Below are 22,362 nucleotides of genomic sequence, written 5' to 3'. Positions count from 1 at the left end.
GAGAAATTTAATGAAAAGGGGATTAATTATGAATATTTATAAAGTTTCCATTGTATTTTTGATTTTATTGTTAGGTGTGGGCTTTGTTTCTGCATCTGATGATGTTGGGGATTTCAATGGTGCTGATTATTTAAGTTCAGATGGCGCTAGTATTGATGAGGATGTTTTAGGCACTGATTCTTTAGGTTCTGATGGTTCCAGTGTGGATGAGGACCTTTCAAGTGCCGATTCTCTTAGTGCAGAGGAGGATGTTTTAGGCGCAGATGATGATGCAAATCCAAGTCTTGATGATGAGGAATCTGTTGATGATGATGTAAATCCGGGTGTTTATGATGAGGGACCTGAGGGTTATGATTATGATTCTGCTTATATTGATTATTGGATTGAGTATTATTCTAATTTATTGAATGGATCTTCCCAGTCTGGCCTTATCTGTGGAGATGCTAGTGAAATTGTTACCAGCGATGTAACTCTCTATGATTTTAATGATGCTTATCGTGTAAAGGTTTTGGATGATGAGGGCAGGCCTGTTTTTAAGGGTAAGGTTGATTTTTATGTAAATCATGAGTTGGCTGATACTTCTTTCCTTGACTATAAGGGTATCGCTTCCTTTTATTTGGATTCCTGCATTAATGCTAGTGGCTCTTATGACATTGTTTCTATCTATTCCGATCTTGATGATTCCAATTCCATTATGACCCATCAGCGTGTTGATGTTGATAATGTTCTTATGAGTGAGCGGGATATTAGGATTATCAATGAAGGCATTAAGCTGTATGATTTAGGTGAGTATTACAGCGTTAAGGTAGTTGATAAAGAGGGCAATCCTGTCACTGATGGATATGTTGTTTTCATTGTTTATGATAGGGTTTATTATGCTAATATAAGTGATGAAGGTATTGCCAGCTGTTTCTTGCCTTTAGATTTGAATTTCACTGGTAATCTTCTTGTTTGGAGCATTTATTCTGATGGTAATTTGTATGATTTGAGTCTTTGTGAGCAGATAAGCATTGGCACCCGTACAATGGTTTCCTTGGATAAAACTTCTCTTGGTTCTCGTATGGTCACAAGATGGAATGGCCGTGATTTTGTTTATGGCGACGGCAAGTATGTTGCTTATCTTGGCGATAATGGTTATCTTGTTATAGAGTTGAGCGGTAACACTTATCTTCTCCAAGAGCTTAACATAAGCACAGAAAGTGATTTTAATTTGAAGTTGCATTCTTTGGCTGAGTATATTAATACGTATGATGTTGTGGTTTTGAATCTGGCTAACCGTACTTATGATATGGATATTTATAATCCTTGTTTTAGTGATCAGGAGTGGGATTATGCATCCAGGTTTGCCTATGGTCAGTTGATTGTGAATGGTAATGGCGCTACAATTTTAGGAAGCCGTGATCTTAATTTCATGTATATTGGTTCTGATGCCAATGTCAATTTCTTTAATGTGAACATCACTAACTTCGACCATTGCTTCATCAATCATGGAAGCCTTATGTGTAAGGAGTGTGTCTTTTATGATAATGTGGTTTATAAGACTGATGTAAAGCTTTGGGGTTCCGGTACAGTTGTTCATAACTATAATACAGTATTCTTTGATGATTGTTTATTTATTGATAATGATGCGACATTTAATGCGATTACCACTGATCATATGGGTGCTTCCATTTTGTATGCTGAGCCTTATTCCCTGAATATTTTCAATGGTCTTTATGGTACTATGTATGCTGATTCCTTTTATTGTGATGAGTACAGTACCACTATCATTTATAATAGTAATTATGAGGGAGTTTCTAATTTGTTGAAGGATTCTGAGGTCATGACAAATGCCTATTTCACTGTTGTTGATGATAGTGTTTTCTATACTGGCGAGCCTTGGGTTGTCAATGTTTCAACCAGTGAGGAGCTGGGCAGTGTCTTTTGGGTTTTGAACAGTTACATTAATGCCACTGAGGTTGTCATTAATTTGGCTCCTGGAGACTATTATTTTGATACTGATGATTATTCAGACCTTAGGTATTATAATTGGAGGTCTAATGCCTATAATGCCATTAAGGACCGTTATTTATTGGATGTAGGCTTTTGTCCAGTTACAATTAACGGTAATGGTGCTGTCATCCGTGTTGGAGGAAATGATGACAATGACGATTATCATTTCGCCTTTGTGGGCAAGTATGGTTCCTTGACTTTGAATGATGTGGAGCTTAGGAATTTCAACACTGCATTGTATGTCACTGGTGGTGTCTTTGCAAATCATTCAGTCTTCAGGGATAATGTGATTGACCATAATTATTATGATGGTGATGATGGTGGTGTTTTCAGAGCCTTTGGAGGTAGTGTGATTTGTCATGATTGCAGTTTCATTGGCAATGGCGGTGATGATGATACTGATGATTTCTATGCTGAGCTTTCATCCTATGTTGAGTTTAGGAATTGTTCCAGTCCTGAAGGTCGTATGAAGGATTCCTATCTCAAGTGCACTTTGGTTGATAAGAAGAACGTCAATCTTAAGGGAGATTCCATTTTTGAGAGAGCATTTGAGGATGGTTTTGAGGATGTCGATTTCGTTGTCTTCAATGTCAGTGATGATGCTTCCTATAATGCTGTTTTCGATTATTTGACTAATCATACCGTGTCTTGTTTGTATATTAATTTCACTGGGGATTATGTATTTAATCTTTCTGATGTTTTCGAGCGCAAGATGTCTGTTGTCTTTATGAATAACGGTTTTGATGTCAGTTTTGATGAGATGAAGATTGAAAAGTCATCTACCCTGAGTTTCATTAATTTTAATTTTGATGATGTTAAGATTGTGAATAAGGGCTCTGTATCTTTTATCAATTGTAGTTTCTTCAATAGGGATGGCGATGATTATTTCATAAAGAATGAGGGATCCTGTTCCTTGGTTAATTGCAGTTTCTTTGATAATGATTGTGATGATGCGATTATTCATAATGAGGGTAGTTTGACTATTTATGATAGTTTCTTTACCAATAATGATTTTGATGACTATGGTGTTATCTATAATGATGGCGGTTCTGTCACTTGTGTGAATACTAAATTTAGTGGTAATGGCGGTTATTATGTTTATAATTTCGCAACTGGTGATTGTGGTTTTGCTTCCACCAGCCATCAAGTGACTATAGTAGAGTTTGATCATCCTTGGTCTAATTTCAAGACTGGTTTGATTAAGGGTGCTTTCTTGTTAGGAACTGCCTTTATTTCTTATGGTGTAGGTTATGGTATTGGTGTTATGGCTCCTGCTGTTACTGGTATGATTGCTTCATCTGTTGCTGGTGCAGGTATTGGTTTAGCTGCTGGAGTTACTTATGGTATGCTTGAGGGGCAAGCTTATCACGACTATAGCAATATGTGGAGCAATGTTTTGAGTTTTACCTTGTTAGGTTTCAGTATGGGTCAGACCGGTTTTGGTGTTGGTAGTACTGATGTGGTCAGGATTAATCAGGAAATTAATGAGAACCTTGTTGTTGATGGTCAAGGTGCTGGTGGTGCTGGTGGTCAGAATCCTCAAGCTCCTCAAAATCCTGGTGCCGGTGGTGCTGGTTATGGAGGATCTCAAGGTTCTGGTGGCTCTAGTGGAGCCGGTGGTTCTCAAGGTTCTGGCGGTGCTGGTTTTAGTGATGGTCATACTTCAATGAATGGTCCGTATCAGAATTCTGCTTATAGGCAAGTGTTGGAGCCTGCTATTCAGGAGAATATGATGGGGCTTAATTCACTTAGGAAATTGCTTCCTGAGCTTTTCACTTATTATACTAATACTTATACCAGTTTGATTTCCAATCCTCAAATCACTGTATTTGATATGTTAAGCTTTTATAGTGCCCTTCATCAGGCTGTGACTGCTCAGCTTATCAGTCTTTATCAGGCTAATGTTCCATCTGGCGGTACAGGTGCTGGTGGTCAGTCCGGTATTCAATCTGGCATTCAGACCATTAGCCCTATTAATGTTGTCACCAGGGTGACTGGTGCTGATGGTGGTGGTTCCGGTGATGGTGGCAGTCAGATTATTGTTGATGGTGAGCCTTTTAGCAATCCTTTTATCAGTTTGGATGGTCAGAGTTCTGCTAATTTGGTGAATGGTTTTATTCATCAGACTGATGGTTATTTGCAAGGGCTTATTCAAGCTGATGGCAATTTGACTTATTTGTTGAATGTCCTTACTGTTCAGTCTTTTATGTATGGTGATACCAATAGGACTCATACTGATAGGGTTTTGACTTTGCTTCGCAATTTCAATCTTTTGTATGAGCGTTCCCAACGTTTTGGTTTTATTATCCTGTCTCCGGAACTTAATAGTAATTTACGTCTTTTTTATGAGAACATTGGTCCTCGAGGTACTGTTCGAGGTATTAATGGTTTGTTTGATCCTAATCGTTTGAATTTTGTTGCGAATTGGGAGCGTATTTATGAGACTAGTTTGGAGATGTTTAATGAGCGTTTGAGATTGGCTGGTCTTGATACTGATTATGAGAATCATCCTGAAGTTGGCACTGTTGAAGTTCTTGAAATGAATATTGTTTCCCTTATTGATAGTTTGAGTTATAGGATGAATGCAAACAGTGCCCATTATAATGAGTTTGTTGCTGTAAGGAATCTTTATACTGAGAATAGCCAAGGCCCTAATAGTCATAATGTGGATTTCCTATGGCATGTCTTTAATTTGCTTAAGGACTTGAATGCTACTGCTGATGTTATAAATATGGATAATTATAATGAAATGGTGTCCTTTGATTTTGCTGATTTAATCAGGCAGAATATTTATAATGGTATCTTCATTCGTCCGGACAATGTTGAAAATTATCCTTATCTAAGTGATTTCTTAAATGAATTCAGCAGTCAAATGGCTTTGTTGAATGCTGTTAACTCTACTTTATATAATGAAATTTCAGTCCGTTATTTCCACAGATCAGAGTTTGATGCGTTAAGTGTTTTGAATGCTACTTTGTATGTTGAAATTATGGGATACTATAATGGCCAATCAGAGTTTGATGCATGGCTAGCTGGTATCCGCCGTCTTAATCAAGCGGATCATTTAGATGATTTGAATCTTATTTCCGATTTAAACATTATTTCTGCTTTAAAAAGTAAATATAGGGAAATCAGCAATAATTTATCATTCTATAGGGATGTGGATATAAGTGAGAGAGACCTTATCTTTTATCAGATTAGATATTTATTAGGTTTGCGTTCTGAACTTCAAGATTTATATAAAACCCTTAGTGATTCTGATAAGATAATGGTTAATAAGTATTTATATGATCAATGCCTTGAAATGAATAAAACATTTAATGGAATACAGTATCAGGAAGGAATTGTGGATTTTACTGAAGATTTAAATAGATTAAGGAATATTGGAGATATCTCAGATAATCATTTTGAAGAATTACTGAAAATATATGCTATATTGGCATCTTCAGGGGATACTAGCAATCTTTTCAGTAGGGATCTTGCTGACTTGGATGCAGGTCAAATTGCAGATATTCTCATAGATGGCCTTCCTAAATTTTATCAAAAAAATTCCTTGTATGCCTCATATTCTAACCATGATTTAAATGCTATGAGACTGTTTAGTGATTTTGTCTATTTTGTTCATTGGGGCAGAACCAATGCAATGGATAATTTAACTCGCATATATAATTTATCTGCGTATTATAGAGAGCAATATGATATATTCTATCAACTGGAATATTGTCTCTATAAAAGCTTGCCTATAGATTTGGATTTATATCGCAATTTCACATTCTATACTTTAAATCGTGCAATCTGGTCTAATGATGTACCTAATAAAATGATTAAGACCTTTGCACCGATGGAAAGCGGTGATTTTGCTAGGCAATTGGTTAATGGATATATGATTAATGCAGTTAACCACTTGCCGACTTTAGCAACTATCACTGAAGACCTTAAGATTTATGAAGAATATGCAAACACCCATATGCCTACTATTCTGTTCATGTTGGCTTTCAACCAATATATAAAAATGAACATAACTCAAATGAATGTTAATGTGCTTGATTTGCTTCTTGTTGAATTAGGTAATTTCTTCACTATTAATCAGGTGTCTGATCTTTACTCAATCATTACATATGATATGCCTGATGAAAATTGGGTAATATCTATGGAAAGGGATATTGCTTCCAATAGAGAAATGAGTTTTTCCAATATTGATGTTAGTGCATTTTCCAATAGGCTAGAATTATTTAGAGATGCATCTCCTGTAGGTTATTGGCTTTTAATGAATTATTGCAGGGAAAACTTTAATTATGATTTGATATCACTGACCCAATGGAAATTTAATAAGAATGAGTATTGCATTAAGAATAAGCAAGGAAAGGACGTGACATATTATGATTTCTGCAATCTTATGTTAAATGAAATGAAGCATATTATGAATACTTTAGACCTTGTTGATGGAAATAACATCACATTTAGAAGTGCTAATCTCACTATTGGCAGATTAATTGATAAGGAAAATCCATACAATAATATCTTTAACAAAAGAAGATTCTTTGAAAATTGGCTAAAAATCGCTAATAAAGAAGATTTGGATGGTAAATTGATACTTGATGAACTGGCTCATGACCTAGGTATTTTAGAAACCCTTAATAGAAATTTATATAATGGCATAATGAGGGAATATTTCCCTGATGCAAGGTCTGCCAGTGATTTGCCTGATATATATGCAACATCATTTCCTTTTGCTCTTTATGATGCATATTGTGCTGCTTATAACAAATTAAGTGCATATAGAAATAATTCATTAGTTTCTGATAATGAAATCAATGCAGTGATTAATCAATTGGATAATAATACCATTGGATTCTTGCCTCAGGATTATGAAAATTCAGTGCGCAGTTATTTATTAAACTATATCTACTTCTGGGAACTGTATCATGATACTGTCACTCACGAAGCCAGTATTAGGGATTATAATGTTGATCCTGGAAGAATGTCTGTTGACCTCTTGGATAAGCCTCTTGCAGAGATTTATAAGAGGTATCTTGAGATTACAAATCTTGCAACATATCATGTATTTGATGATGATGTCGATTTCAATTCCTTGAGCACTGAGGAAATGAGAAATGTATTGATTAATAATCTTTATAGGGCTTATCATGCTCAGGGTAGGTTCGGTGTCGTCTTTGACATTCTTAAGGGAGATGGCATTGAATTTGATAGTTTTATGGGCTATGAGGATTATATATATTCCATTCGAGGAAATCGTGGATTGATTTATTTGTATGATCTTATTCGAGATGGGCTCCATCCTTCTAATGATAAGCCTAATGATAATTCTAATCTTAACCCTATTGATGATGGGTCTACTCCTGATGAGTCTACTCCTGATGAGTCTACTCCTGATTATTATGATCCTAATCATGAGGGAGGTACTTTGCCTTATCAATATCTAGTGGAAGCTAGGCAGGGTTTCAGGGATATAATTGCCGAATATAATAATAATTTCTTACAGGCTTGGAGGCCTTTTGTTATAGCATATACTCCTGTTGCAAATTATCTTCTTGTTAATCTTATGGATAGCAACTTTATGGGGTATTATGGTCGTTATCAAGCTAACATTGTGGAGATTATTGATGAATATTTATCTAATATGATTCTCAATATTAATCCTAATCATAACGATGATCCTAATCCTAATCCTAATCCTAATCCTAATCAAGGTTCTGCTGTTGAAGTGACCATTAGTTCTCAAGACTTTGAAAAAATGAAGGAGATTATTCTTAATCGTGAGGATTATCCTGATACTGATGTGCATCATATTTATAATTTGGATAATGATAGAGATGTGGATGAGTGTTATTTCAGAGGTTCTTGGGATAAGCTTGTTGCAGATTATCCTTTAGCTTCTAAAATGGTTTTAAATGGCCTTATGGGTGGCGATTTGGACAAGTTTATACAGGATAATAAAGGTGATTATGCGAAAATGCGTCAGCTTATTGTTAATTATCTTAAGGCTAAGATTGGTGTTGTGTCTGTTGTTAATCCGGGTTCTAATGTAGATTCTGGTGCTACTGTTAATCCTAGTCAGGATTCTGGCAATAGTCTTGGTTTCACTTCTCAAGATGTGATTGTGTTTAGGGATAGGTTTGATGGTGCGGTTTCTTTCTATGGTGGTATTGTGCCTGCCTGGGAAGTGTTAACTGATAGATCCCCTCTTATTGCTAATTATGTTTTGGAGCATCTTATGGGGGGCAATGTGTCTAACTTTTTAACTTACGACCATTTCTATCATGATGAGGAAACTGTCACTGCGATTATTGTTGAATATTTGAATAATATGACTCGTGATATCCTCAATCCTAATCCTAATAGTGGTTCCAGTAGTGGTTCTGGTAGTGGTTCTGGTAGTGGTTCCGGCACTGGTTCAAATAATAATATTAATCCTAATGATAATGATATTAGTTTAACAGCTGGTGAGTTTAGCGAGATTAAGAAGATATTGGAAGATGACACTATTTATCCTAAAAAGGTTCATTATGTGGTTTCTGATGATTTCTTGAAGTTGTATGGTTCTTGGGATTTACTTGAGGAGAAGTATCCTGTTGTTGCACAAAAGGTTAGAACTTCATTGTTTAAAGATGATGATTTGTTTAAATATGCATTTTTCAATGGTAATCCTTCTGGCAGCTATAGGAATATCCGTCAAAATATCATTGAATTTATCCGTGAAAACATTTACCATGGAGAGGCTGTTCCTGATAAGTTTTCAGAGAAAATTGGTGGCAAGGAGATTTCCCAGTGCACTGTTGATGAGATTTATACTTATGTGAAGAAGGAGCTTCTTGTTTCAAGTCTTGATGATGAGACAATTAAAAAGCTTTCAAATGATGCTGATACTACCTTTGTAGCATATGTTCAATATCTTGATTTGATGGTTGGAAGTGGTGTTTCTGGAGATGAGTATAATAATGGAATAGACCAATTTAAGAATAGTCTTTTAAATATCTTGGAAAAATCAAGGAGTACCAATCCTACATTTGATGCAATAAAGGTTATCTTTGAGAATAAGAACTTGCGTCTGGACTTGAATGAGATCAGCAGTGAATCTTTTGAGTATCAATGCCTTTTGGCTTCTTGGCAAAAGTTTGAAAGTGAGTTTCCGGTTATTGCCAAGTATGTTTTGGAAAAGCGGTTTAATGACAATATAAATAATTTAGAAATATCTTATGAATTGATTGGTGATGATAGAACTCGTCAGGATCTTATTGCTTACATTAAGGATATTCTGTTCAGTGGCAAGGTCAAAGTAGGTCAGAATTCAGTTGCGAGTCAGAATCTTATTTCTCTAAATCCGGAAGTAAGTCAAAGTCTTGAAGTTGGCCGTTTTGTCATAGATCCTGAGAATGTTGCAGGCGCTGATGTTAATAAGATTATGAAGTTCATGGATGATGCTGTTAAAACTGCTAACGGTTTTGTTGGGGAAATTAGGAGAATGGACAGACCTTTAGCTGCATCCTTAAGTTCTCAGATTGACAGTCTCTATCAGGACTATCTTGTTCATGTTGTAAGTTCTAATCATCAATGGCAGTACCTTAAGTTCATCAATGCATTGAATGCTTTGTTTGATAATATTGACCCTGCAAAGTATGTCGATTCCAGTGATAAGCTTAAGAGCTTTATCATTAAGAAGGAGTCTAATACTCATTACTCTCCTCAAAGGTGCATTGATGATATGACCAAGTCACTTGGTATTGCGGATGATTTTGTCCGTGAGGTTAACAAGACCAATAAGGTTTTGGCTAAGAGGATATATGACAAGGCTCATGCTTTATATGATGATTATGTTGCTAAGGTTAAGCAAGGGGCTTATGGAGAGTGGTATTATAGCACTTTTGTTAATAAGTTGAATGGGCTTTTTACTGATTATATTGAGTCCTCTAAGGTTCCTGTGAAGATGGAGAGCGAGGATATTAGCAAGATGTCTAATGAGCAGATTCTTGGCCAGATCGGTGATATGGTGGCTCAACCTTTGAGTTTCCCTAAGAAGATTATGGATTGTTATAATGAATTGAAGAAGGAGAAGAATCCTGATAGGGATGATTTGATTGACTTGTTTAATGATGTTAAGAGTATCAGACCTTCTGTGCTTCAAAGTTATATTAGATTTAATGCTCTTCAGGGAAAATATCCGTTCTTTGATGAGAAAAACTTTTCCAAGGTTTCTGATGTGAAGAATTTGACAAATATGATTAAGAAGGAATTACAGAGTATTTATTCTGCATTGCCTAATCTTTATTTAAGTTTGAATAAGACATTTGACCTTTCAATCTTGGATGATTCCTCTGTTACTTTGGATGATTGCAATAAGCTTCTTAAGGGTTTAAGGGAATTTACTGCAGATTACTTGAAGTTCCATAGTTTGGATATTAACTGGTATAATAGTTTGTCTAGTGAGTTTGGAAGGGGCCATTCATTTAATTCTTTAAAGACTTATTATGACATTAAGGCTGTTGAGTTGGGATTCACTAAGGATCTTTCTCTTGCTGGTTCAAAGACTATTAAGGATTATATTAGGAGTGAGATGGCTTGGCTGAAGGATAATAATCGGAATCTTTATGATTATTATTTGCATGAGATTTTCAATGATGCGGCTTCTGTTGATGATTATTTCGAGAAGTATGAGTTTGCTTTGACTGAGGATGAGATGGATTCAAGTTATCGCAGTCTTTATTTGTTGATTCAGGAATATATTAAACCGTCTAGGGACCTTCTTGTTAAGATTTCTCCATATTTGTATGACCGTTCAAAGGGTAATATTTACATTGGCAGTATTGAGGAAGCAGGTTCCTTCAAGTTCACTGGTAAGAAGAGTGGTTTTACAATTGTTTTGTTTAATGCGATTAGGAATCTTAATAGTTATTCTCTTAAGCTTAATTTGACTGATATCTTGTTGGATTTCATTATGAGTTCTTCAGAGGATGGAAGTATTACCCCTGGCGTTAAGAAGCAGGTTAAGAATAAGATTCTTAAGCATTTGGGTATTCAACATGAGCTTGATGATAATGAGTTCACATTTTTGGTTGATATTATGGATATGAACCTTAATCATAGGTTGCGTAGTTTGCTCTTGTCTGATTATGTCAAAATTATTAATGCTTATTATAATAGTCAGGATAAGGATTATAGGGATTTCTCTGAATATCAGAGAATACGCTTTGAAGTCTTGAGATATCAAGCATTGTCTTATTATCATGTGACTTGGTTTAAGGAGGAGCTTGATCTTTTGAATAATTTGGAGTCTCTTAGGGCTTATTCTGCCTTGAATGGTTTCCTTGAGCTTAAGCTTATTACCAAGAATCATCATAAGAATATTGCAGGCATAGCTTTGGATAATTCTGTGAGGAATTCTGCTGAGTATGCTGTTTTGACTAATCCGAGTGGGGCTGATGTTGCTGGTTTGAATCATATTAATCTTTATTACTCCGTTTTCAATAGTCCTAATCATCTTCCAAGTGATTTGGAGGGTATGATTGGTGTGATGCAGAGTGATTTGGACCGTTTACATTCTAATGATTATGCCTTGTTCAGATTGATTTGTGATAAGTTCTTAAAAGGTAATATTAAGTTCTCCACTTATGTGGCAAATATTGGAGGTACTGATGAACAGATCTTGAATACCTTGACTTCTAAGTATAAGGCAATATATCGTTATTTAGGTGCTTGGAGAAATAATGAAGTGGTGGATTCTATTGAGCACCTTCTTCATTAGTGCTTTTCATCTTGTTCATTAGAAAATGTTTAATTTTTAAAGGAATTTCAAATTCCTTTCTTTTTTTATTATTTTATAAAATAAACCCTCTTTTTTATTGTAAATTATTAATCAGTTTTTTAGGTTTATTATATTAAACTATTCTTAAAATAATTCTTATTTTTATCTATGTTAAACTATATATGACTTATTTTTAGTTTTACCACATATGGTTTACTTATCTTAAATATTACTTTTCAAATGCTCTTTATTTACTTTTATATGTATTTAAAACCAACTTTTATTCAAGAACTTTTTTAAAAAATATGTAAAGGATGTGGTAAATTGTCTTTAGAAAATAAAAAAGAAAATAAAAAAGAAAATAAAAACGAAAATATATATGTAAAGAACAGTGTCGATTATAGTCATTATGGTTGCGATGAAGAAAGTGAAATCTTATCTGATTCAGATTGTCTTGATCTTTTGGATGATTGCATTGAAGAGGATGAAATTCAAAACTTTCCCTTAAGTGATGATGTTGATGAATTGGCAATTTTAGGTTTTTTTAATGAATTTGTACTAATGGGTATAGGGATAGGAGACTTCATTAGGGAAGTTTATTTTGAGGATTAATTTTCTTTAATTTTCCTTTTATTATTTTATCATCTCTCCATCAGATACTAAGATTTATTAATCATGCAATCAATATTATTATTGATAAGAAACTATTGATAAATTGTTAAATTTTAGGAGTAGTAAAATGTCTGAAAATAAGGAAAATATTAGAACTCAAGAAGAGAAAGATTTAATAATCAATGCACGTAAACCTGAAGGTGAATTAGGAGATCAGCTATTGGATAGAATGAATGAAAGCCATGAGAAACTTGCACAGTGGGGTGTAAGTCATCTGGACATTGAGAAGGATGATGTGATTTTGGATATTGGCTGTGGTGGAGGAGTCAATGTGGAAAGATTCCTCAAAATGACTGAAAATAAGGTTTATGGTTTGGATTATTCTGAAGTTGCAGTTGAAAAGTCCACTAAGTTAAACCAAGCAGCTATTGATGAAGGCAGATGTGAAATCATTCAAGGATCCGTTTCTGAATTGCCTTTTGAAGATAACACTTTTGATATCATAACTGGTTTTGAAACCGTTTATTTCTGGCCTGATTTTGTAAATGATTCAAAAGAAGTCAGAAGAGTATTGAAAGATGATGGAATAATGTTTATTTGCAATGAAGCAATTCCTAATGAAGGGGATGAACGTCAGAAGGAGCTCATTGACTTATTGGAAATGGAAATATATTCAGAAGATGAATTTGATGAATATTTGCGTGAAGCAGGATTTTCTGATATTATTTGCTTCTCAAAAGATGGTCAAGACAGTTTGGATAAAGAATTAGTCACTGGATGGCTTTGTGTAATTGCTAAAAAATAGATATTATTCTATTTTTATTATTTTTTAATTTTTTATTTATATTTTAATTTTTTATTAATTTTTTCTCTTTTTTGTGATTAAATTTGATTTTTTTTAGTTTATTCTGATTATTTTAACTGATTTTTTCTTAAAATTTAATCATCTCATTTTATTGGAATTTTTTTCATTAAAAAACTTCTTAAGTATGCCTATTAAAACTTTATAGATTTAAGTAAGTTTTAAATATGATTAAAAAGAAATAAAATATGTTAATGATTAAAAATTATATGATTTTTTATTAACTATTATTTGATGGACTTTAGATTTTAAATAATAGCTAATAAAAAATAAATGCATGATCATTAGATGATAATACTGGTGATTTAATGAGTTTAGGACTAAGTCTTGGTTTGATTTCCTTAATAGTTTTTGGAAATATAGAGAATTTGATTTTAGCTTCTCAAGGAGTGGTTAAAGCTGCAAATCCTTTAAGACTTGCTATTTTGAGTTTAATATGTGTGGCTATATGGTTAATTCTTGGAACTGTATGCACACAACAGTTAGAAGCTTACGGAATCTATATTGAATTCATTGGTGGATTAGCCATATTTATTTTAGGTGTCCAATCAATGTATCAAGCAGTTAGAGGTTAGGTGAAAAGATGTCTTTAATTAATGATTATAAACCATTTTTAGGATTATTGATTTTTGGTAACATTGAAAACTTAGTCTTGGCTGCTCAAGGTGTTATTGAGGGTGCAGATCCATATGTAGTTGCTTTCGCAAGTTTATGTTTAGTAATTACTTGGCAATTCATTGGTGTTTTCGGTACTAAAGCTGCTATGAAATACTCCAGACACATTGAATTCATTGGTGGATTTGCTATATTTGTTTTAGGTATCCAATCCATGCTTCCGCTCATTTATCATTTATTATAGATCTTTAGTTTTAGTTTCCTTGGACCTAAATTCTAATGATTTCTCTTGTTATATTTTATATAAAATACTTCATAGAAAGATTTATATATTATGTTAACTAACATTTATATGTTGTATATTGCGGTGTTAGTCCAGCCTGGTTAAGACTCTAGCCTGCCACGTTAGAGACCCGGGTTCAAATCCCGGACGCCGCACTTTTTTTTATTGCAGCTGTGGTATAGTCTGGTTATTACTTGGGCCTTCCAAGCCTACAACCCGGGTTCGAATCCCGGCAGCTGCATCTGTTTTTTAACTTTTTTTATTATTATTTTTCACAAATTTTCATATTTTTTGGTCATTTTACTTTTTTTCTTCTATTTTAGACTCATCAAATCAAAATTATTTGTTTGGATTTTTAGTCAATTACCTCTTTTTACCCTATATTTTTAAATAAGTTTATATGTATTAAAAAATAATATTATATTAATATAAACATATTTTAATGACTATTTTAAGTTTTATTGAGTTATTTAAGTTTATATTTCTATAAAAGTCAAATGAAAAATTTGATTGTCGAAATTAAAAAATAATATTTATTTAAATTAAATTTGATAGCAATTATTAGCTATTGCAATTAAAACTAAATTATGAAATGGTTGTGATTTAATGGCAGGAATTGTTGGATATGGGGCTAATGTGCCTTCATATAGAATAAAAGTAGAAGAAATCGCAAAAGTATGGGGAGATAACCCAGATTCAATTTCAAATGGATTAGTTGTCAATGAAAAATCAGTGCCTTCATCTGATGAAGATACTGCAACCATTGCAGTAAGCGCTGCAAGATACGCATTGGCAAGAGCACAAATTGATCCTCAAGATATTGGGGCAGTTTATGTTGGTTCTGAATCTCACCCTTATGCAGTAAAACCAACTGCTACCATTGTTGCTGAAGCAATTGGAGCTACTCCTGATATGACTGCTGCAGACTTGGAATTTGCTTGTAAAGCAGGTACTGCAGGAATTCAAGCTACTATGGGTTTAGTGGACTCCGGTATGATCAAGTATGGTTTAGCTATTGGTGCAGACACTTCTCAAGGAGCTCCTGGAGATGCATTGGAATACACTGCATCAGCTGGTGGTGCAGCATACATTATCGGTAATAAGAACACTATTGCTGACTTTGGAACTACTTACAGCTTTACAACTGACACTCCTGATTTTTACAGAAGAGAAGGTCAACCTTATCCAAGTCACGGAGGAAGATTCACTGGTGATCCAGCTTACTTCAAACATGTATTCGGAGCAGCTAAAGGATTACTCGAAAAAACTGATTCAAAAGTGGAAGATTATGATTATGCTATTTTCCATCAACCAAACGGTAAATTTTACTTAAGGGCCGCTAAAAAATTAGGATTTACTCCAGAACAATACAAAGATGGTCTTTTAACTCCTAATGTAGGTAACACCTATTCTGGTGCTGTTCCATTAGCACTTACCAATGTATTGGATAAGGCAGAACCTGGAGATAAAATATTCATTGTATCCTATGGTTCAGGTGCAGGTAGTGATGGATTCACTTTAACTGTAAATGATAGAATCGAAGAAGTTAAAAATTTAGCTCCTACAACTGAAGAAATCCTCTCTAAGAAGATTTATGTCGATTATGCAGTTTATGCTAAATTCAAAGGAAAACTAAGAATGGCATAGAAAGGAAAAAGAGGTTAAAGAGGAATTATAATTATTTTATGATAAAGGTGAAAAAATGAGAGATGTTGCAATTATTGGAGCTTCCCAAACAAAATTCGGTGAATTATGGGATGCTTCATTCAGAGAATTAATTTCAAAAGCTGGTCTTGGTGCTATGGAAGATGCAAATCTTAGTGGTGCAGATTTGGAGGCTATGTTTGTTGGAAACATGTCTGCAGGTCTTTTCGTAGGTCAAGAACATATCGCAGCACTTATTTCTGATAGTATGGGTATGAACCCAATTCCATGTACAAGAGTTGAAGCTGCTTGTGCATCAGGAGGACTCGCACTTAGACAAGGTATTATGGCTGTAGCTTCTGGATATCATGATATAGTCGTTGCTGCAGGTGTAGAAAAGATGACTGATGTTGTGGATGCAACACCAGCTATTGCCACCGCATCTGACCAAGAATGGGAAGCACAGCAAGGAGCTACTTTCCCATCATTGTATGCTATGATTGCTCAAAGGCATATGTATGAATATGGAACTACAAGAGAACAATTAGCTATGATGTCTGTAGTAAACCATAAGAACGCTTCAAACAACCCTAATGCTCAATTCCCATTTGAAGTTTCTGTAGATAAGGTATTGGCATCTTCTCCTGTTGCAGATCCATTGACTTTACTTGACTGTTCACCTGTTTCAGACGGTGCAGCAGCTATTGTAATCTGTGCAGCAGAAAGAGCTAAAGAGTTTACAGACACTCCTATTTATGTAAGAGCTTCTGCTCAATCTTCTGGAACCATTGCATTGCACAGCAGAAAGGACATTACTACTTTAGATGCAACCATTGCTGCTTCCAGAAAAGCTTATGATATGGCAGGAGTAACAGTAAAAGACATTGATGCTACAGAAGTTCACGATTGTTTCTCAATCAACGGATTGCTTGCAATCGAAGACCTTGGATTTGCTAAAAAAGGTGAAGGTGGAAAAGTTCTTGAGGAAGGACAAACCAATATTGATGGTGATTGTCCAATTAACCCATCCGGTGGTTTAAAAGCTAGAGGTCACCCTCTTGGAGCTACTGGTATCGCTCAAGCTGCTGAAATCGTATGGCAATTAAGAGGCGAAGCAGGTAAACGTCAAGTGGATGGTGCTGAAATCGGTATGACCCATAATGTAGGTGGTACTGGTGGTACTTGTGCTGTTCACATCTTTGGAAGAGACATAAACTAAAAAATAAAATGATTTTAGCCTATTTGGACTAAAATCTCTTTTTTTTACTTTTTTTACTTAAACAATTTTTTATTTTTTTATAAGGTGTTTATATTTTAAAATCCTATTTTTGATTTTATTTTTTTAAAATTTAATATGCTTCTTTTATTTTTAAATCAGGTGTCATTTGTGCCACTTTAAGTATTTAATAACTAATTTACAAATTATTTCTAAACATAGTTTTTTGATATAAAATTATTAATTTTTTGTAAAAGAACTTTATTTATTAGGTGGTAATATGGAATTTAAAAAGTTAAATAATGGAGTTAAAATTCCATCAATTGGATATGGTGTTTATCAAACTCCTAAAAGACGAACAGAAGAATTAGTTTTTGAAGCCTTAAATTTAGGTTATAGGCATATAGATACCGCTCAGAACTATTCAAATGAAAAAGAAGTAGGTATCGCAATTAAAAAAGCAAATATTTCTAGGGATGAAGTTTTTGTAACCACTAAAACTCAAACAACCGGTTATGACAGCACTGTTAAAAGCATAAAAAATTCATTAAACGAATTTGGATATGATTATTTTGATTTAATATTGATCCATTGGCCTAATGGGGATAATATAGGTACATATAATGCATTAGAATATGCTTTAGATGAAGGTATGGCTAGGGCTATTGGCGTAAGTAATTTTAATTCTTCTAATTTTAAGTGCATTCTAGAAAATTGTGATGTTAAGCCGGTGGTTAATCAGATTGAAACACATGTTTTATGGCAACAAAAATCAATGCATGAATTTTTAACTCAGAATGATTGCATTCATGAATCTTGGTCTCCATTTGCTTCTGGAAATTTAAATGTTTTTGATAATGACTTATTGGTTGATTTAGGTCAAAAATATGGAAAGTCAGTTGCTCAAATAATATTAAGGTTTTTAATTCAAAGTGATATTGTTGCGATTCCAAAATCCTCTTCTAGCTCACGTATGGCTGAGAATTTGAATGTTTTTGATTTTAAATTAGATGATAATGATCTTTTTGAAATTCAAAAATTAGATGAGAGACAATCATATTGCAATTGGCCTTATTCCATGCAAGAAGAAGCACAATATTAATTTAGTCATTGAAAATTAAGCTGTCAATATAATCCATATCCAATGCTTCTTCTACGATATTTGCTAATTTTTCAAGTGAATTTTCCACACTGGTTTCATATGGATCTTCACCTGTTTTTATTTCCAATCCTTTGCTTTCTCTGATATGATTCAACAATTCCCTTCTTAAATTGTAATTATTGAATATTCCATGGAAATAAGTACCGAATACGTTATTTTGGTAAGCTCCATCGTATTTTCCTTCGTTATTGTTTCCCATTCCTTCTTTAATTCTAAATAATGGTTTTGCACCTAATAGATTTGTTGTGCCTTCATGAAGTTCATATCCTGTAACTTCCTCGCCATTGATTTTAGAGAACATCTCATATGTTTGTTCAGATTCATCTTTAGCATCTGTGTCTAATTCAAAGTTTGCAATGCTTTGCTTTACAATCTTTTCTTCTCTGATGAATTCGCTTTCAATGTCTAAAATGCCTAATCCATCTATTTCATCAAGCTTGGACTCCTTATGATTCTTATCTATAATCTTATTTCCTAAAATCTGGTATCCTCCACAGATTCCGATTATTGGAATATGCTTGTTCTTATGCAATTTCCTTATTCTATCTGCCATGCCGGATTCTTCCATTTCCTTCATATCCTCTGTGGAATTTCTTGTACCTGGCAGGATGAGTGCGTCAATGTCTCTGAGTTTTTCCTTATCGTCATATAGCTCAATCATTCTCACTTCAACATCATCCTCTGAGTCAAATGGATCGATATCTGTGAAATTGGCTATCTTTGGAAGCTTTATGACTCCGATTATTATATGGTCTCTATTGCTTTCAAATTCCTTTGTCCAATTGTGTTCCTTTAATGATGCGGAATCCTCTTCAGGCAATTGGAGGTTTTCTGCATATGGTACTATTCCCAAAACCGGAACTTCAATGATTTCTTCCAATCTTTCAATTCCAGAGCATAACAATTCCTGTTTTCCTCTGAACTTGTTGATTATGACTCCTTTGAATCTTGACCTATCTGCATCATCAAGCAATAGGAAAGTGCCGGCTATTGATGCAAAGACTCCTCCTTTGTCAATGTCTCCTACAAGAAGCACATCTGCATCAGCTATTTCTGCAGCGCCCATATTTGCAAGGTCTCCTTCCCTTAAATTGATTTCAGCTGGAGATCCTGCACCTTCCATGATAATGATATCGTAATCTTCTTTTAATTTGTTTAATGAATCTATAACCGCTTCCTTTGCAATGATTCTATAATCCTCATCATCCATCAAATTGTTGTCTATGTCCTTTTGGGTGGCCTTTGTCTTATCATATTTTCTAAAGAAGTCCTTATTCCCTACAGCTTCTCCTTGTATGATGACCTGTGAACAGGAGTCCCCTTTAGGCTTTAATAATATTGGGTTCATATCAACAGTAGGCTCTATATTCGCTGCTTTAGCCTGCAATACCTGTGCAATAGCTATTTCCTTATTTTCCTTTGTTGTGTAAGAATTTAAGGACATATTCTGTGATTTGAATGGAGCTACCTTATATCCTCTTTTTGTATAGATTCTACAAAGTGCTGCGACAATTAAGCTTTTTCCAGCATTGGATGCAGTTCCTTGAATCATTAAACATTTTGTCATAATTTTACCTTTGAATCAATGATTTTTAATATCTTTTTAAATATGATTATTCATTTATTTTTTATAAATAATAAAGTTTATTTTAAATGATTGTCATTAGTGTATGCATGCTTCATTTATTCATTTTTTTATAGGGTTGTCATTATTGTGTGCATGCTTCAATTATTTATTTTTTTCATTGCTTATTTTAGTTAATTAAAGTTACTAAAATACAAACCTTTTTATATGACTAAAATCATAAAGTTATTAAGCATGTAGTTTAATATATATTAGTATAATGTATTACTTTATATAAAATATGTAAAAAAGAAAATCTAACTAAAATGAGATAATTAAGAAATCTGTAATCAAGAAATAATGTAAATATAAAATTAGGAGGTAAACAGTTATGGAAGAAGATAAAATTTTGTCTGCAGATGTTGAAGAATTAGAATCTAAAGAAGAACAAGTAGATTCCACTGTAGAAGAAACTATAATTGATGAAAATGATGCAGCAGATGAAACCGTAGAAGCTGAAGAACCTGAAAAGGAATCTTTAGATGTTGAATTTGTTGAAGATGATGAAGGCAATCGTAGAATCAAGCCTATGATTGACTATGAATCTATTTCAAATACTGCAGATATAGAAGTGCCTCCATTGCTTATCGATCAGGTTATTGGTCACGAAGAATCTGTTGAAACCATTAAGAAAGCAGCAAAACAAAGAAGAAATGTTCTTCTTATCGGAGACCCTGGTGTAGGTAAATCCATGCTTGCTAAAGGAATGGCTGAATTATTGCCTCCTGAAGTGCTTCAAGATGTATTGGTTTATCCAAACCCTGAAGACAGCAACTATCCTTTAGTCAGAACCGTACCTGCAGGTCAAGGTAAAAAAATAGTTAAGGCAAACAAGGCAAATGCAAAAAGCGGTGATGAGAAGAAGATGATGATCACCATGTTTGTCACTGCAGCTATTTTCGTTCTTGGTTTATTATACCAAAGAATCTTTGAAGCTATTATTGCTGCATTACTTGTCATATTTATTTCAATGCAAATCAAACCTAAAGTATCCAATAGTGCCCCAAAATTATTGGTTAACAATGGAGACAAAAGATTTGCACCATTTATGGATGCTACCGGAGCTCATGCAGGTGCATTGCTCGGTGATGTAAGACACGACCCTTACCAATCTGGTGGTCTTGGAACTCCTGCACACGAACGTGTTGAAAGTGGTATGATCCATAAGGCACATAAAGGGGTTTTATACATTGACGAAATTGGTACAATGAGCATGAAAACCCAACAAGAGCTTTTATCCGCAATGCAAGAGAAACAATATGCAATCACTGGTCAAAGTGAAAACAGCAGTGGTGCAATGGTACGTTCTCAAGCAGTTCCTTGTGATTTTGTTCTTGTAGCTTCAGGAAACATTCAAGTTCTCGAAGGCATGCACATTGCAATGCGTTCAAGAATCAGAGGATACGGTTATGAAGTCTTTATGAAAGATTACATGGAAGACACCGAAGAAAACAGAAGGAAACTTGTCCAATTCGTAGCTCAAGAAGTTAAGAATGATGGAAGAATTCCTCACTTCGCAACCGATGCACTTGATGAAATCATTTTGGAAGCTAAACGTAGAGCAGGAAGAAAAAATGCTTTGACCCTTAGACTCAGGGAATTAGGTGGATTAGTACGTTCCTCTGGTGATGTAGCTATTGAAGAAGGTGCAGATTTGGTAACTGCAGAACATGTAATTACCGCTAAGAGATTTGCAAGAACCTTGGAACAACAAATTGTTGACAGATCAATCATCCAAAGAAAAGAATACAGTGTATTCCATTCTTCCGGTGGAAAAATCGGTATGGTCAATGGTTTAGCTGTTATGGGTGACAGAAGTGGTATTGTAATGCCAATCGCTGCTGAAATGGCTCCTGCAAACAGTAAGAATGAAGGTAAAATCATTGTAACTGGTAAACTTGGAGAAATTGCATTGGATTCAGTGCAAAATGTAAGTGCAATCATTAAGAAATACACTCAAGTCGACATTTCCAATCATGATATTCACGTTCAATTCCTACAAAGTTATGATGGTGTTGAAGGAGACAGTGCAAGTGTTTCCATCACTGCAGCTGTTATATCTGCTGTTGAAGGAATTCCTATTGACCAATCAATTGCATTAACTGGTTCCTTAAGCGTTCGTGGAGATGTAATGCCTATTGGTGGAGCTACCGCTAAAATTGAAGCTGCAGCAGAAGCAGGTATCAAGAAAGTTCTCTTACCTAAATCCAATATGGATGATGTAATGCTTGAGAAAAAGTATGAAGATATGATTGAAATTGTTCCAATTGAAACAATTGAGGATGTTTTAGAAAATATCCTAATCAATGGAAGCAAGAAAGAAAGATTAATTAAGAAAATGAGAGAGATCAGTGGTGCGGTAACCAGCAAAGTATCTACTGATGCTGTTGGACTATCCAATCCAAGCCACAACTAAATCTTCTTATTTTTAATTTTTTTATTTTTCTTCATTTCTTATTTTTATTTATTTTTTTATTTTTACTATTTTTATTTTTACTATCCTATTTTTACTATTTTATTTTATTCTATCTATTTTTTATAATCCTATTTTTATCCATATTTATCTTAATTGACCCTTTTTCAGCAATTTTT

10 protein-coding genes and 2 tRNA genes are annotated in these 22,362 nt (G+C 34.2%); 11 read left to right on the top strand and 1 reads right to left on the bottom strand.

All coding sequences use genetic code 11. The annotated features are described in order from the left end of the window. Positions 1 to 28: 28 nt before the first annotated feature. From ACKI67_RS04935 to ACKI67_RS04890, 10 genes are all read left to right on the top strand, one after another. Complete coding sequence (locus tag ACKI67_RS04935) at positions 29 to 11,752, top strand: right-handed parallel beta-helix repeat-containing protein (protein ID WP_407462299.1); 11,724 nt, start codon at positions 29 to 31, stop codon at positions 11,750 to 11,752. Positions 11,753 to 12,076: 324 nt separating this feature from the next. Continuing rightward, positions 12,077 to 12,364 carry a hypothetical protein gene (locus tag ACKI67_RS04930; RefSeq protein ID WP_407462298.1) on the top strand — a complete coding sequence of 96 codons (288 nt, stop codon included), beginning with the start codon at positions 12,077 to 12,079 and terminating at the stop codon, positions 12,362 to 12,364. A 127-nt stretch (positions 12,365 to 12,491) separates the two neighbouring features. Further along, positions 12,492 to 13,169, top strand: coding sequence for a class I SAM-dependent methyltransferase (locus ACKI67_RS04925; RefSeq protein WP_407462296.1), 678 nt, complete (start codon positions 12,492 to 12,494; stop codon positions 13,167 to 13,169). A gap of 365 nt (positions 13,170 to 13,534) precedes the next feature. Next, positions 13,535 to 13,801: a hypothetical protein gene (locus tag ACKI67_RS04920; RefSeq protein WP_407462295.1), complete on the top strand. Its 267-nt coding sequence runs from the start codon at positions 13,535 to 13,537 to the stop codon at positions 13,799 to 13,801. Between the two features lie 8 nt (positions 13,802 to 13,809). Further along, entirely contained in the window at positions 13,810 to 14,085 is a 276-nt protein-coding gene (locus ACKI67_RS04915) for a hypothetical protein (protein ID WP_407462294.1), read from the top strand. A gap of 120 nt (positions 14,086 to 14,205) precedes the next feature. Next, a tRNA-Gly gene (locus ACKI67_RS04910) sits at positions 14,206 to 14,279 on the top strand. A 12-nt stretch (positions 14,280 to 14,291) separates the two neighbouring features. Then, positions 14,292 to 14,365 (top strand) — tRNA-Gly (locus ACKI67_RS04905). A 365-nt stretch (positions 14,366 to 14,730) separates the two neighbouring features. Then, positions 14,731 to 15,771 (top strand): hydroxymethylglutaryl-CoA synthase, encoded by a 1,041-nt coding sequence (locus tag ACKI67_RS04900; protein ID WP_407462293.1) that lies wholly within the window; start codon positions 14,731 to 14,733, stop codon positions 15,769 to 15,771. 55 nt (positions 15,772 to 15,826) lie between these two features. After that, positions 15,827 to 16,987, top strand: a complete 1,161-nt coding sequence (locus ACKI67_RS04895) for a thiolase domain-containing protein (protein ID WP_407462292.1) — start codon at positions 15,827 to 15,829, stop codon at positions 16,985 to 16,987. 277 nt (positions 16,988 to 17,264) lie between these two features. Continuing rightward, a complete protein-coding gene (locus ACKI67_RS04890) occupies positions 17,265 to 18,086 on the top strand; it encodes an aldo/keto reductase (protein WP_407462291.1) in 822 nt (273 codons plus the stop codon). Position 18,087: 1 nt separating this feature from the next. Here ACKI67_RS04890 and cobQ read toward each other — a convergent pair whose 3' ends face one another. Continuing rightward, a complete protein-coding gene (cobQ, locus tag ACKI67_RS04885; protein ID WP_407462289.1) occupies positions 18,088 to 19,713 on the bottom strand; it encodes a cobyric acid synthase CobQ in 1,626 nt (541 codons plus the stop codon). Between the two features lie 586 nt (positions 19,714 to 20,299). On the opposite strand from cobQ, the gene lonB reads away from it, so the two are divergent. Then, positions 20,300 to 22,186 (top strand): ATP-dependent protease LonB, encoded by a 1,887-nt coding sequence (lonB, locus tag ACKI67_RS04880; protein WP_407462305.1) that lies wholly within the window; start codon positions 20,300 to 20,302, stop codon positions 22,184 to 22,186. Positions 22,187 to 22,362: the final 176 nt, after the last annotated feature.

Source organism: Methanobrevibacter sp., from assembly GCF_045577275.1.
Classification (GTDB): domain Archaea; phylum Methanobacteriota; class Methanobacteria; order Methanobacteriales; family Methanobacteriaceae; genus Methanobrevibacter.
This window is presented reverse-complemented; position numbering and strand designations above follow the sequence as displayed.